The following is a 12,835-nucleotide window of genomic DNA, read 5'->3' as shown; positions in this document are numbered from 1 at the left end:
CGGCCGGTCGGTCTATGCAACGGTTTTCGCGGCCGCCCCAGCGCGGCGCAGGGAGGAGACCGCCGCATGTCCGACACCGTTCTGGCCGAGCGCGCCGAGGGCGTGCTCAAGCTCATGCTCAACCGCCCCGAGCGGCTCAACGCCTTCAACGAGGAAATGCACCTGGCGCTGCGCGCGCGCCTTGACGAAGCCGCCGCCGACGCCTCGGTGCGCGCGGTGCTGCTGACCGGCGCCGGGCGCGGCTTTTGCGCCGGGCAGGATCTGGGCGACCGCGACCCGTCGAAGATGGACGGCCCGCCCGATCTGGGCGAGACGCTCGAGAGCTTCTACAACCCGCTCATCCGCCGCATCCGCGCGCTGGACAAGCCCGTTCTGTGCGCCGTCAACGGCGTGGCGGCGGGGGCGGGGGCCAATGTCGCGCTGGCCTGCGACATCGTGCTGGCGGCGCGCTCGGCCCGGTTCATCCAGTCGTTCTGCAAGCTGGGCCTCGTGCCCGACGCGGGCGGCACCTGGGCGCTGACCCGCCGGCTGGGCGAGGCGCGGGCCAAGGCGCTGGCCATGACGGGCGCGCCGCTCGACGCCGAAACGGCCGAGGCCTGGGGCCTGATCTGGCGCGCCGTGGACGACGACGCGCTGGCCGCCGAGGCCGGCGCGCTGGCCGCGTCGCTGGCGGCGGGGCCGACCTTCGGCCTGGCGCTGACCAAGCGCGCGATCCACGCCGCCGCGGTCAACGACCTTGACGCGCAGCTGGATCTGGAGCGGGATTTCCAGCGCCGGGCGGGGCGTTCGCCCGACTACCGGGAAGGGGTGGCCGCCTTTCTGGAAAAACGTCAGGCCGTCTTCAGCGGGAGAGAGGAATGACCCCTCAGGAAAGGGCGCGCCGAAGCGCCGAGGTGATGTGGGCGCGCGACGCCGCCAGTCAGGAGATGGGCATGCGCATCGAGGATGTGGGGCCCGGAACCGCAACCTTGTCCATGACCGTCGAGCCGCGCCATGCCAACGGGCATGACATCTGCCATGGCGGCTACATCTTCGCGCTGGCCGACAGCGCCTTCGCCTTCGCCTGCAACAGCTACAACAAGCTGGCCGTGGCCCAGCACAACACCATCACCTATCTGCGCCCGGTCCGGGTGGGCGCGCGCATGACCGCCGTCGCGCGCGAGGTTTCGCTGGCCGGGCGCACGGGCGTCTACGACGTCGCCGTCGAGGCCGACGGCAAGGTGGCGGCCCAGTTCCGCGGCGTCTCGCGCGTGGTCGAGGGCGAGCATTTCGCCGAAGGAGAAGAGTGATGACCGAAGCCTTCCTGTGCGAGGCCCTGCGCACCCCCATCGGCCGTTTCGGCGGCGCGCTGGCCACGGTGCGGCCCGACGACATGCTGGCCCATGTGATCGCCGAGCTGATGAAGCGCGCGCCGGGCCTGCCGCCCGAGGCGGTGGACGACGTCATCATGGGCTGCGCCAACCAGGCCGGCGAGGACAACCGCAACGTCGCGCGCATGGCGGCGCTGCTGGCGGGGCTGCCCGAAAGCGTGCCGGGCGTGACCGTCAACCGGCTGTGCGGCTCGGGGCTGGACGCGGTCGGTACGGCCGCGCGCGCCATCCGCTGCGGCGAGGCCGAGGTGATCGTGGCCGGCGGCGTCGAGAGCATGACCCGCGCGCCCTTCGTCATGCCCAAGGCCGAGGCGGCCTTCTCGCGCGAGAACGCGGTTTACGACACCACCATCGGCTGGCGCTTCGTCAACCCGCTGATGAAGGCGCGTCATGGCGTCGATTCCATGCCCGAAACGGCCGAGAACGTGGCCGAGGAATGGAAGATCGGCCGCGAGGACCAGGACGCCTTCGCCCTGCGCTCGCAGCAGCGCGCGGCCCGCGCGCAGGCCAGCGGCCGCCTTGCCAGGGAGATCGTCCCCGTGACCATTCCCCGCCGCAAGGCCGAGCCGCTGGTCTTCGACCGCGACGAGCACCCGCGCGAGACCACGCTCGAGAAGCTGGCCGCGCTGCCGACCCCCTTCCGCAAGGGCGGGACGGTGACGGCGGGCAACGCCTCGGGTGTGAACGACGGCGCGGCGGCGATGATCGTGGCCTCGGCCGCCGCGGTCGAGAAATACGGCCTGACGCCCCGCGCCCGCGTCGTCGGCATGGCCACCGCCGGCGTGCCCCCGCGGGTGATGGGCGTGGGCCCGGCGCCGGCGACGCGCAAGCTGCTCGGGCGCCTTGGGCTGGGCGTGGGCGACGTGGACGTGATCGAGCTGAACGAAGCCTTCGCCGCCCAGGCGCTGGCCGTGCTGCGCGAGCTGGGCCTGCCCGACGACGCCGAGCATGTGAACCCCAATGGCGGCGCCATCGCGCTGGGGCACCCGCTGGGCATGTCCGGGGCGCGCCTCGCGATGACCGCGGCGCTCGAGCTGGTCGAGCGCGACGCGCGCCGGGCGCTGTGCACCATGTGCATCGGCGTCGGGCAGGGAATTGCGCTGATGCTCGAGCGCGCCTGAACGCCGGGCCGCGCGCCGGAACAAGGGGCGCGCGGCCTCAACGACAAGGAACCACCCGAGGAAACGCCCATGAAGGACCTGACGCCCCGGCGCGAGGATCTGGAGCCGATCGAGATCGCCTCGCGCGACGAGATCGCCGCATTGCAGCTCGAGCGCATGAAGCGCACCCTGCGCCGCGCCTATGAAAACGTGCCCTTCTACCGCCGGCGCTTCGACGAGGCGGGCGTGCATCCCGACGACCTCAAGACCCTCTCGGACCTGGCGAAGTTCCCCTTCACCACCAAGCAGGACCTGCGCGACAACTACCCCTTCGGCCTGTTCGCCGTCCCGCGCGAGCAGGTGGCGCGCATCCATGCCTCGTCGGGCACCACGGGCAAGCCGACGGTGGTCGGCTACACGAAGAACGACATCGAGACCTGGGCGACGGTGGTCGCGCGCTCGCTGCGCGCCTCGGGGGTGCGGCCGGGCGACATCGTGCACAACGCCTATGGCTACGGCCTGTTCACCGGCGGGCTTGGCGCGCATTACGGGGCCGAGAAGCTGGGCTGCACGGTGGTCCCCGTCTCGGGCGGCATGACGGCGCGGCAGGTGACGCTGATCCAGGACTTCCGCCCGACCGCGATCATGGTCACGCCCTCGTATTTCCTATCGATCCTGGACGAGTTCCGAAACGCCGGGATCGATCCGCGCTCCTGCTCGCTCGAGGTCGGGATCTTCGGCGCCGAGCCCTGGACCGACGCCATGCGCCGCGAGATGGAAGAGGCCTTCGACATGCACGCGGTCGACATCTACGGCCTGTCCGAGGTCATCGGCCCCGGCGTCGCCAACGAGTGCGTCGAGACCAAGGACGGCCTGCATGTGTGGGAGGACCACTTCTACCCCGAGATCATCAACCCCGAGACCGGCGAACCCGTCCCCGACGGCGAGATGGGCGAGCTGGTCTTCACCTCGCTGACCAAGGAGGCCATGCCCGTCATCCGCTACCGCACGCGCGATCTGACGCGGCTCCTGCCGGGCACGGCGCGCTCGATGCGGCGCATCCAGAAGATCACGGGGCGCTCGGACGACATGATCATCCTGCGCGGCGTCAACGTGTTCCCCAGCCAGATCGAGGAGCAGCTGGTCGAGGCGCCCGGCCTTGCGCCGCACTACCAGATCGAGCTGACGCGCGAGGGGCGGCTGGACCGCATGACCGTTCATGTCGAGGCGTTGCCCGACCACGCCGCCGCCGACGCGCGCGCGGCGGCGGCCAAGGCGCTGGCGGCGCGGATCAAGGGCGTGGTGGGCGTGAGCGCGCGCGTGGTCGTGGCCGATCCGGGCGGGGTCGAGCGCTCGCAGGGCAAGGCGCGCCGCGTGGTCGACCGGCGCCCGAAGGACTGAGCCTTGGCCCGCGCGCGCGCCGCCGATTACGAGGAAAAGCGCGACGCCATCCTGGCGCGGGCGGCGCGCGTCTTCGCCGAGCAGGGATACGAGCGCGCCTCGATGAACCGCGTGGCCGAGGCCTGCGGCGTGTCGAAGGCGCTGCTCTACCACTACCACCCGTCCAAGGAGTCGCTGCTGTTCGACATCATCCACGGCCATCTGCGCAAGCTGGTCGCGGTGATGGAGCAGGCGCCCGACGATCCCGACCCCAAGGCGCGGCTTCTGAACCTGGTCGCGGCGCTGCTCGACGCCTATCGCGACGCGGACGCCGAGCACAAGCTTCAGCTCGAGGCGCTGGGCGCGCTGCCCCCCGAGCGGCAGGAGGAGATCCGCGCCCTGGAGCGGCGGCTGGTCGCGATCATGGCCGAGGCGGTGCGCAAGCTGCATCCCGCCTTGCCGCCCGAGCAGCTCAAGCCCGCGGTGATGAGCCTGTTCGGCATGCTCAACTGGTTCTATCTGTGGTTCCGCGAGGGCGGACCCATGAGCCGGCGCGACTATGCGCGCATGGCGGCGACGATCTTCGCCGACGGCGTCCGGTCGCTGGGCGCGGCGCCCGCCTAGCGGGCGCGATAAGGTTTTGCGGTGAAACCAGATTTTTTCCGCGGACGCGGTCTTTTCTGATCTGGATCAAGGTTGCCGGGCGTCGGCGGGCCTAGCAGTCGGGCGCGCGTCCGATCAGGGACGCTCAAGCGCAGCTTCAAGATGATGGAGAAGACCATGGCGCCCAAGGCTTTCGCCCTCGCCGCTCTTGCCGCTCTCGCCGCCGCGCCCGCCGGGGCAGGCGAGATGTTCGCCGGATCCTATGACGGGGACTGGCTGGTGCGCGTGCGCGGGATCGGCGTGATCCCCAACGAATCGCTCACCGCCGACGGCATTCCCGGCTCGGACGCCAACATCACGACCTCGGTCGTGCCCGAGCTGGACATCACCTATTTCTTCACGCCGAACATCGCCGCCGAGCTGATCCTTGGCACCACGCCCCATGACGTGAGCGGGCGCGGCGCGCTGGCCGGGGCCGACATCGGGTCGGTGTGGCTGCTGCCGCCGACGCTGACCCTTCAGTATCATGTCACGCAGCTGGGCGAGTGGACGGGTTCGGAATCCCTGGCCAAGGTCAAGCCCTATTTCGGCGCGGGCGTGAACTACACGATCTTCTACAACGAGGATGCCGGGCAGTTCAATTCGATCGACTATGACAACGCCTTCGGCGCCGCGCTGCAGGCGGGCGTGGACATGGAGCTGGGCGACGGCTTCTATCTGAACGCCGACGTGAAATACATCTTCCTCGAGACGGACTGGAGCATCAACGACGGCGCGATCACGGGCAGCGTGGACATCAACCCGCTGATCGTGGGCCTCGGTCTGGGCTATCGCTTCTGACGGGGGCCGGCGCGGCGGGGCGTCGAGCCCCGCCGCCCCGGGCCGGACGGCCGGGGCCGCCGGCGGCGCCCGGCGGGCTGGCGTCGGCGCAGGGGGCGGCGCGGTCGGGCGCGCCGGCGCGGGCCTGCTTGCGCGGGGCTGTTTGCGGCCCCGGCGGGGCGCGGTGGCGCGCTCAGACGACTCGGTCGGGCGGCTCGCGCCCCTCGAAGAAGGCGACGAGGTTCTCGAACGCCTTCATGCCCATGGCCTCGCGGGTTTCGCGCGTGGCGCTGCCCAAATGGGGCAGGAGCACCACGTTGTCGAGCGCGCGCAGCGCCTCGGGCACGTTCGGCTCGTCGGCGTAGACGTCCAGACCGGCGCCGGCGATGCGGCGCTGGCGCAAGGCCTCGATCAGCGCCGGCTCGTCCACCACGTCGCCGCGCGCGGTGTTGATGAGGAAGGCCGTCGGCTTCATCAGCGCCAGACGCTCGGCCGAGATCAGGCCGCGGTTCTCCTCGCCGCCGGGGCAATGGATCGAGACGAAGTCGGCCTCGCGCAGCACGTCCTCGACGCTGGGCAGCTGGCGGCAGGGCACGCCCGGCTCGGTCACGCGCGAGCGGTTGTAGTGAACGATGCGCATGCGCAGGCCATGGCAGCAGCGCGCGGCCATCGCCTTGCCGATGCGGCCCATGCCGATGATGCCGAGCGTCTTGCCGGTGACCTGCGTTCCCAAAAGTTGAGTCGGCGCCCAGCCGCGCCAGCCGCCCGAGCGCACCAGGCGCTCGCCCTCGGCCGCGCGGCGCGCGACCATGAGCAGCAGCGTCAGCGCGATGTCGGCGGTGGCGTCGGTCAGGACGCCGGGCGTGTTGGTCACGACGACCCCCGCGGCCTGGGCGGCGCGGATGTCGATATGGTTGTAGCCGACGGCGAAATTGGCCAGCAGGCGCGCGCGCGGCGCATCGCCGATGACCTCGGCGTCGATGCGGTCGCCGACCGTGCACAGGACCGCGTCGGCCTCGCGCATGGCGGCGGCCAGGTCCCGGCGGCTCAGCGGCGCGTCGTCCGGGTTCAGGACGGCGTCGAAACGCTCGGCCAGGCGCGCCTCGACGGCGGCCGGCAGGCGGCGGGTGACGATGACGCGGGGCTTGCTCATGGCCGGCTCAGCGCAGCGCCTCGCGCACGGCGGCGCCGGCCTTGGCGAAGTCCATGCGCCCGGCGTAGCGGGACTTGAGATCCTTCATCACCGCGCCCATGTCGCGGATCGAGCTGGCCTTGGTGCGCGCGATGGCGTCCGAGACGGCGCGCGCGGCCTCTTCCTCGGTCAGCGGGCGGGGAAGGAATTCGCGGATGATGTCGATCTCGGCGCGCTCGCGCTCGGCCAGCTCGAGACGGCCGGCCTCTTCGTAGGCGCGGATGGAATCCTCGCGCTGCTTGATCATCTTGGCCAGGATCTGGGCGATCTCGGCGTCGGGCACGCGCGACTCGCCGTCCTCGGCGGCGCGCGCGGCGATGTCGCGGTCCTTGATGGCGGCCATGATCAGCCGCAGGGTCGAGACCCGGGCCTGGTCCTTGGCCTTCATCGCTTCGGTCAGGGCTTTGGCGATGCGATCGCGCATGGGGTGTCCTGCGTAGCTGCGGTCGGTCCGGCGATTCATACACCAGCCCCGCGCGGCTGGCCACCGGGCGCGGGCGCCGCGGCGGCCTTGACCTTGGACGCGGCCGCATCTAGCTTCCGCGCGACGAAAATCCAAGCTCCGGGGTCCCTTCATGACCGACACCGCCGCCAGCGCGCCCGCGCAAACGCGCCGCGCGCCCGACGCCGCGACCGCCTGCATCGCATTCGCCGACGGTTCGGTGTTCTACGGCCGAGGCTTCGGCGCCGAGGGCGTGGCGGTGGGCGAGCTGGTCTTCAACACCGCCATGACCGGCTATCAGGAGATCATGACCGACCCCTCCTATGCGGGCCAGGTGATCACCTTCACCTTCCCGCATGTGGGCAATGTCGGCGTCAATGACGAGGACGACGAAAGCGCGCAGCCCGCGGCGCTGGGCATGGTGGTCAAGTGGGACCCGACGGCGCCCTCGAACTGGCGCGCGGCGGGGGATCTGCGGCGCTGGCTGGCCGCGCGCGGGCGCATCGGCGTCGGCGGCGTGGACACCCGGCGCCTGACGCGCAAGATCCGGCTGGGCGGCGCGCAGCACGTGGCCATCGCCCATGATCCGCGCGGCGAATTCGACGTGGACGACCTGATCGCCCGCGCGCGCGCGTTCCCGGGGCTCGAGGGCGCGGACCTGGCGCGCGAGGTCACCTGCCGCCAGTCCTATCGCTGGGACGAGATGCGCTGGGCCTGGCCCGGCGGCTTTCCTCGCCGCCAGGGGCCGGGCAAGCGGGTGGTCGCCGTGGACTACGGCGCCAAGCGCAACATCCTGCGTTGCCTGGCCGAGGCCGGGTGCGAGGTGATCGTGCTGCCCGCGACCGCCACGGCCGAAGAGGTGCTGGCGCATGATCCCAAGGGCGTGTTCCTGTCGAACGGTCCCGGCGATCCGGCCGCGACGGGCGAATACGCCGTTCCCATGATCCGCGCCATTCTGGACAGGGGACTGCCGATCTTCGGCATCTGCCTTGGCCACCAGATGCTTGCCCTGGCGCTGGGCGCGCGCACGATCAAGATGAGCCACGGCCATCACGGCGCGAACCATCCGGTCAAGGATCTGGAGACCGGCAAGGTCGAGATCACCTCGATGAACCACGGCTTCGCGGTCGACGCCCAGACCCTGCCCGAGGGCGTGATCGAGACGCATGTCTCGCTTTTCGACGGCTCGAACTGCGGCATCCGCATGCGCGAGCGGCCGGTGTTCTCGGTGCAGCACCACCCCGAGGCCAGCCCCGGCCCGCAGGACAGCTTCTATCTGTTCGAGCGCTTCGCGGCGTCGCTCTGAGGCTGGAAACCTTCCGTTAACCGTCTTGCGCCTAGCCTGCTCTCATCAGGAGTGCAGTTCATGGCGCAAGTCGATCTGGCGAGCACCGAGCGCGCCGCCCCGCCCCGGCTGGGAGAGATCCTGGTCGCGCGCGGGGCGGTTTCGCGCCGCAGGCTGAAGGCCGCGCTGCGGCGCCAGCGCCGGGTGGGCGCGCCGCTGGGCGAGATCCTTTGCGCCTCGGGCGCGGTGCGCCGCGCCGACGTTCTGGCCGCGCTGGCCGAGCAGCGCGCCCGGCCCTTCATTGACCTCGAGGCCCAGCCCCCCGACCCCTCGCTGATGGATGAGGGCGACCTGATCCATTGCCTTCAGCGGCGCGCGCTGCCCTGGCGGCGCGAAGAGGGACGGCTGGTCTTCGCCGCCGCCGACCCGGGCGCGCTGATGGGCGCGGAGCTGTTCCTGCGCAGGGCCTTCCGCGTTCCGCGCCATCTGGACGTCGAGGTCGTCGCCTGCGCGCCCGAGGCGTTCGAGGCGGTTCTGAGCGCCCGCTTCGCCCCCGAGCTGGCCCGCCGCGCGGCCTCGCGCACGCCCGAGCGGCTTTCGGCGCGGGGGCTGACCCGCCCCGGCCCGCGGCTGGCGCTGGGCGCGGCGCTGGCGGGGGCGGCGGCGCTGCTGGCGCTGGCGCCGCAGCTGGCGCTGCCGGCGCTGTTCCTGGCGGCGCTGGCGCTCAACGCGGTGAATGTGGGGCTGCGCCTGGCGGTCATGGCGCTGCCGGCGCGGCGAAGCGTGCTGCCCTGTCCCGCGCCCGCCGAGCCCGAGCCGGGCCCGCCGCCGCGCATCACCCTCATCATCGCCCTCTACCGCGAGCCGCAGGTGGCGGCGCAGCTGATCGAGGGGCTGCGCGCGCTCGATTACCCGCCCGAGCGGCTCGAGGCCATTCTCGCGCTCGAGGAAGGCGACGAGGCCACCCGCGCCGCGATCGAGGCCGCCGACCCGCCGCGCTGGGCGCGCATTCTGGTGACCCCGCCGGGGGGGCCGCGCACCAAGCCGCGCGCGCTCAACCACGCGCTGGACTTCGCCAGCGGCGACATCATCGGCGTCTACGACGCCGAGGACCGGCCCGAGCCGCGCCAGCTGCGCAAGGTGGCGGCGGCCTTCGCCGGCTCGTCGGCCAAGCTGGCCTGCGTGCAGGCGCGCCTCGCCTTCCGCAACGAGGCCGACGGCTGGATACCGCGATGCTTCGCGGTCGAATACGCGACCTGGTTCCACGTCATGCTGCCGGGCATGGCGCAGCTGGGCTTCCCGCTGCCGCTGGGGGGCACCTCGCTGTTCTTCCGCCGCGCCGCGCTCGAGCGCCTCGGGGCGTGGGATGCGCACAACGTCACCGAGGACGCGGATCTGGGCATCCGCCTGGCGCGGGCGGGCTATGTGACGGGCCTGATCGACAGCGAGACCGACGAGGAGGCGACGCGCACCCCCCTTGCGTGGATCCGTCAGCGCTCGCGCTGGCAGAAGGGCTATCTGATGACCTGGCTCACCCACATGCGCGCGCCGCGCCGGCTGTGGCGCGATCTGGGGCCGCGGGGCTTTCTGGGTTTTCAGGCGCTGTTTCTGGGGGCGGCCAGCGCCTTTCTGGCGCAGCCGCTTTTCTGGGCGGTTTGGGTGTGGCCGGCGCTGGCGGGCCCGGTCTTCGACCCCGCCGCGGCGCTGGGCGCGCTGGGCCATGCGCTGGCCGGCGCGCTGTTGATGGGGCAGGCGGTGATGGCGGGGTCGTCGGTGCTGGCGCTGCGGCGCGCGGGGCGGCGCAACCTGATCCCGACCGCGCTCAGCCTGCCCTTCTACTGGCCCATGGGCGTCGCCTCGGCGCTCAAATCCCTGGTCGAGGCCGCCGCCGCGCCCCTTTACTGGGACAAGACCGAGCATGGCCGCCCGCCGCGCCGGGGGCTGTGGAAATTCCCGCGTTCGCGCTAGCTTTCCCCATGGGCGGCCGCTCGGGCCGCGTATGCAAGGGAGAGTGATCGCCATGTCGCAGATGAACGTTTCCGCCCCGAAGGGCGTCGGCCGCCGCGCCGCGCTGTCGGCGCTGGCCGCCGCGCCGGTCGCCGCGGCGCTGACCCTTGGCGCGCCTGCGCCCGCGCGCGCCGCGGCGCCCAAGGCCGGCCCGACGCGCGGGCTCGTCCGGCGCTTCGAGCTGGGCGCGTTCGAGGTCGCCACCCTGTCCGACGGCATGCGCGCGGGCGAGGGGCCGCACCCGATCTTCGGACAGAATGTGAGCGCCGAAGAGGTCGCCGCGCTGCTCGAGGCCAACTTCCTGCCCGCCGGGCGCTTCGTGAACGGGTTCACGCCAACCCTGGTCAACACGGGGGCCGAGCTGATCCTGTTCGACACCGGCCTGGGCGAGGGCGCGCGCCCGGCCATGGGCGGGCTGCGCGCGCGTCTGGCCGAGGCGGGCGTGACCCCCGAGCAGATCGACGTGGTGGTCCTTACGCACATGCATCCCGACCATATCGGCGGGCTGACCGAGAGCGGCGCGCCGGCCTTTCCCAATGCGCGCTATGTGATCGGAGCCGCGGAATACGATTTCTGGACCGCGCCGGGGCGCGATTCCGGGCCGACCGAGCGCGTGGCCCGTCTGGTGCAGGAGAAGGTGGTTCCGCTGGCCGAGCGCGCGCGCTTCGTCAAGCCCGGCGACGCGGTCGCCCCGGGCATCGAGGCGGTGGCCGCCTTCGGCCACACGCCCGGTCACATGGCGTGGCATCTGGAAAGCGAGGGGCGGCGGCTGATGCTGTGCGCCGATGCGTGCAACCACTATGTGGTCTCGCTGCAGCGCCCCGACTGGCACGTGCGCTACGACATGGACAAGGAAGCCGCCGCCGCCACGCGCAAGAGCCTGTTCGGCATGATCGCGGCCGACCGCATTCCCTTCGTCGGCTATCACATGCCCTTCCCGGCCGTCGGTTTCGTCGAGCCGCTGGGCGAAGGGTTCCGCTTCGTGCCCGCGACCTACCAGTTCGACGTCTGAGGTTGCGCCCGCCCCCGATGGGGGCGGGCGCCCGGACGGGGGTCAGATCCCGCCCATCGAGAGGTATTTGATCTCGACGAAATCGTCGATGCCGTATTTCGAGCCCTCGCGCCCCAGGCCCGACTGCTTCATGCCGCCGAAAGGCGCCACGGCGGTCGAGGGCAGGGCGTCGTTGACCCCGACGATGCCGTATTCCAGCCCCTCGGCCACGCGCCAGCAGCGGCCGATGTCGCGCGCGTAGAAATAGGCGGCCAGGCCGAACTCGGTGTCGTTGGCCAGCGCGATGGCCTCGGCCTCGTCCGAGAACGAGAAGACCGGCGCCAGCGGGCCGAAGGTCTCTTCGCGCGCGACCTTCATCTGCGCCGTGGCGCCGTCGATGACGGTGGGTTCGAAGAACAGCCCGCCCAGCGCGTGACGCTTGCCGCCGACCACCAGGCGCCCGCCCTTGGCCAGCGCGTCGGCGATGTGCTCTTCGACCTTGGCCACGGCGGCCTCGTCGATCAGGGGGCCGGTGGTCACGCCTTCCTCCAGCCCGTCGCCCACGCGCAGGGCGCGCACGCGCTCGGCCAGGCGGGCGACGAAGGCCTCGCGCACGCTTTCCTGGACATAGATGCGGTTGGCGCAGATGCAGGTCTGGCCGGCGTTGCGGAACTTCGAGGCCATGGCCCCTTCGACCGCGGCGTCCAGATCGGCGTCGTCGAAGACGATGAAGGGCGCGTTGCCGCCCAGCTCGAGCCCCAGCTTCTTGATGTCATGGGCGCACTGGCGCATGAGCACGCGCCCGACCTCGGTCGAGCCGGTGAAGGTCAGCTTGCGCACCTTCTCGTTGGCGCACATCTCGTTGCCGATGGCCGAGGCGGACGACCCGCAGACGACGTTGAGCACCCCCGGCGGAAAGCCCGCGCGCTCGGCCAGCACGGCGATGGCGATGGCCGACAGGGGCGTCTGCTTGGCCGGCTTGCAGACCACGGTGCAGCCGACGGCCAGGGCCGGGCCGATCTTGCGCGTGATCATGGCGTTGGGGAAGTTCCACGGCGTGATCGCCGCGACCACGCCGATGGGCTGCTTGAGCACGACGATTCGCTTGCCCGGCGCGGCGGGCGGGATCACGTCGCCATAGACGCGCTCGGCCTCGGCGGCGAACCATTTGAGAAAGCTTGCGCCGTAAAGGATCTCGCCGCGCGCCTCGGCCCAGGGCTTGCCCTGCTCGCTGGTCAGGATGGTTGCCAGGTCGTCGGCGTTCTCGACCATCAGGTCGTGCAGCTTCATCAACAGCGCGCCGCGCTCGGAAGCCAGCCTGGCCGCCCAGGGCTTTTGCGCCTCGTAGGCCGCGTCGATGGCGCGGCGGGTCTCCTCCGCGCCCAGATCGGCGCATTCGGCCACGGTCTGGCCGGTGGCGGGGTTGACCACCTTGAACGTCTTGCCGCCGGGACCGTCGGTCCAGACGCCGCCGACATAGGATCTGCCGGTCAGAAGGGTGGGGTCCTTGAGCTTCATTCGCAGCGCCTCCCAGGCTTGCCTTGGCGATCTTCGCCGTCAAGTCATAGCGCCGCGCACGTGGGCCGGCAAACCCCGCGCCGTCGATCGGGGGCGACGGCCGGCCCGGCGGGGGCGCCGGTCCGCGC

At 71.7% G+C, this 12,835-nt stretch carries 12 protein-coding genes; 9 read left to right on the top strand and 3 right to left on the bottom strand.

What is annotated here, in order from left to right; translation table 11 throughout:
* Positions 1-66: 66 nt before the first annotated feature.
* The 6 genes from paaG to LY05_RS11865 all read left to right on the top strand — a co-directional run bounded on the left by paaG (position 67) and on the right by LY05_RS11865 (position 5,293).
* Entirely contained in the window at positions 67-861 is a 795-nt protein-coding gene (gene paaG / locus LY05_RS11890) for a 2-(1,2-epoxy-1,2-dihydrophenyl)acetyl-CoA isomerase PaaG (RefSeq protein WP_072747732.1), read from the top strand.
* Complete coding sequence (gene paaI / locus LY05_RS11885; protein WP_072747731.1) at positions 858-1,289, top strand: hydroxyphenylacetyl-CoA thioesterase PaaI; 432 nt, start codon at positions 858-860, stop codon at positions 1,287-1,289. Before paaG ends, paaI begins: the two co-directional genes overlap by 4 nt.
* Positions 1,289-2,491, top strand: a complete 1,203-nt coding sequence (gene pcaF, locus LY05_RS11880) for a 3-oxoadipyl-CoA thiolase (protein WP_148923303.1) — start codon at positions 1,289-1,291, stop codon at positions 2,489-2,491. Before paaI ends, pcaF begins: the two co-directional genes overlap by 1 nt.
* Before the next feature lie 69 nt (positions 2,492-2,560).
* Positions 2,561-3,871 carry a phenylacetate--CoA ligase PaaK gene (gene paaK, locus LY05_RS11875; protein ID WP_072747729.1) on the top strand — a complete coding sequence of 437 codons (1,311 nt, stop codon included), beginning with the start codon at positions 2,561-2,563 and terminating at the stop codon, positions 3,869-3,871.
* Between the two features lie 3 nt (positions 3,872-3,874).
* Positions 3,875-4,474 carry a TetR/AcrR family transcriptional regulator gene (locus tag LY05_RS11870; RefSeq protein ID WP_148923302.1) on the top strand — a complete coding sequence of 200 codons (600 nt, stop codon included), beginning with the start codon at positions 3,875-3,877 and terminating at the stop codon, positions 4,472-4,474.
* A 156-nt stretch (positions 4,475-4,630) separates the two neighbouring features.
* Positions 4,631-5,293: an OmpW/AlkL family protein gene (locus LY05_RS11865; protein WP_211356326.1), complete on the top strand. Its 663-nt coding sequence runs from the start codon at positions 4,631-4,633 to the stop codon at positions 5,291-5,293.
* Positions 5,294-5,465: 172 nt separating this feature from the next.
* On the opposite strand, the gene LY05_RS11860 is transcribed toward LY05_RS11865, so the two are convergent.
* Positions 5,466-6,425, bottom strand: a complete 960-nt coding sequence (locus tag LY05_RS11860) for a 2-hydroxyacid dehydrogenase (protein WP_148923301.1) — start codon at positions 6,423-6,425, stop codon at positions 5,466-5,468.
* 7 nt (positions 6,426-6,432) lie between these two features.
* The gene (locus LY05_RS11855; RefSeq protein ID WP_148923300.1) at positions 6,433-6,888 is read right to left on the bottom strand and encodes a GatB/YqeY domain-containing protein; all 456 of its coding nucleotides are present in this window, start codon (positions 6,886-6,888) and stop codon (positions 6,433-6,435) included.
* Between the two features lie 151 nt (positions 6,889-7,039).
* On the opposite strand from LY05_RS11855, the gene carA reads away from it, so the two are divergent.
* The 3 genes from carA to LY05_RS11840 are packed head-to-tail and all read left to right on the top strand — an operon-like array spanning position 7,040 to position 11,210.
* The gene (gene carA / locus LY05_RS11850; RefSeq protein ID WP_148923299.1) at positions 7,040-8,212 is read left to right on the top strand and encodes a glutamine-hydrolyzing carbamoyl-phosphate synthase small subunit; all 1,173 of its coding nucleotides are present in this window, start codon (positions 7,040-7,042) and stop codon (positions 8,210-8,212) included.
* Between the two features lie 60 nt (positions 8,213-8,272).
* The gene (locus tag LY05_RS15560; RefSeq protein WP_072747724.1) at positions 8,273-10,159 is read left to right on the top strand and encodes a glycosyltransferase; all 1,887 of its coding nucleotides are present in this window, start codon (positions 8,273-8,275) and stop codon (positions 10,157-10,159) included.
* A 52-nt stretch (positions 10,160-10,211) separates the two neighbouring features.
* The gene (locus LY05_RS11840) at positions 10,212-11,210 is read left to right on the top strand and encodes an MBL fold metallo-hydrolase (RefSeq protein WP_170258990.1); all 999 of its coding nucleotides are present in this window, start codon (positions 10,212-10,214) and stop codon (positions 11,208-11,210) included.
* 42 nt (positions 11,211-11,252) lie between these two features.
* Here the strand turns inward: LY05_RS11840 and LY05_RS11835 are convergent, their stop codons facing one another.
* The gene (locus LY05_RS11835; RefSeq protein WP_083581406.1) at positions 11,253-12,707 is read right to left on the bottom strand and encodes an NAD-dependent succinate-semialdehyde dehydrogenase; all 1,455 of its coding nucleotides are present in this window, start codon (positions 12,705-12,707) and stop codon (positions 11,253-11,255) included.
* Between the last annotated feature and the right edge of the window lie 128 nt (positions 12,708-12,835).

Source organism: Oceanicella actignis, from assembly GCF_008124525.1.
Classification (GTDB): domain Bacteria; phylum Pseudomonadota; class Alphaproteobacteria; order Rhodobacterales; family Rhodobacteraceae; genus Oceanicella; species Oceanicella actignis.
The sequence above is the reverse complement of the archived record's forward strand: the minus strand, read 5'-3'. Positions and strand labels throughout refer to the sequence as shown.

Excerpts from the sequence above, each read along its gene's own strand:
- paaG (WP_072747732.1), top strand. The coding sequence starts at position 67 with ATGTCCGACACCGTTCTGGCCGAGCGCGCCGAGGGCGTGCTCAAGCTC.
- paaI (WP_072747731.1), top strand. The coding sequence starts at position 858 with ATGACCCCTCAGGAAAGGGCGCGCCGAAGCGCCGAGGTGATGTGGGCG.
- pcaF (WP_148923303.1), top strand. The coding sequence starts at position 1,289 with ATGACCGAAGCCTTCCTGTGCGAGGCCCTGCGCACCCCCATCGGCCGT.
- paaK (WP_072747729.1), top strand. The coding sequence starts at position 2,561 with ATGAAGGACCTGACGCCCCGGCGCGAGGATCTGGAGCCGATCGAGATC.
- LY05_RS11865 (WP_211356326.1), top strand. The coding sequence starts at position 4,631 with ATGGCGCCCAAGGCTTTCGCCCTCGCCGCTCTTGCCGCTCTCGCCGCC.
- LY05_RS11860 (WP_148923301.1), bottom strand. The coding sequence starts at position 6,425 with ATGAGCAAGCCCCGCGTCATCGTCACCCGCCGCCTGCCGGCCGCCGTC.
- LY05_RS11855 (WP_148923300.1), bottom strand. The coding sequence starts at position 6,888 with ATGCGCGATCGCATCGCCAAAGCCCTGACCGAAGCGATGAAGGCCAAG.
- carA (WP_148923299.1), top strand. The coding sequence starts at position 7,040 with ATGACCGACACCGCCGCCAGCGCGCCCGCGCAAACGCGCCGCGCGCCC.
- LY05_RS15560 (WP_072747724.1), top strand. The coding sequence starts at position 8,273 with ATGGCGCAAGTCGATCTGGCGAGCACCGAGCGCGCCGCCCCGCCCCGG.
- LY05_RS11840 (WP_170258990.1), top strand. The coding sequence starts at position 10,212 with ATGTCGCAGATGAACGTTTCCGCCCCGAAGGGCGTCGGCCGCCGCGCC.
- LY05_RS11835 (WP_083581406.1), bottom strand. The coding sequence starts at position 12,707 with ATGAAGCTCAAGGACCCCACCCTTCTGACCGGCAGATCCTATGTCGGC.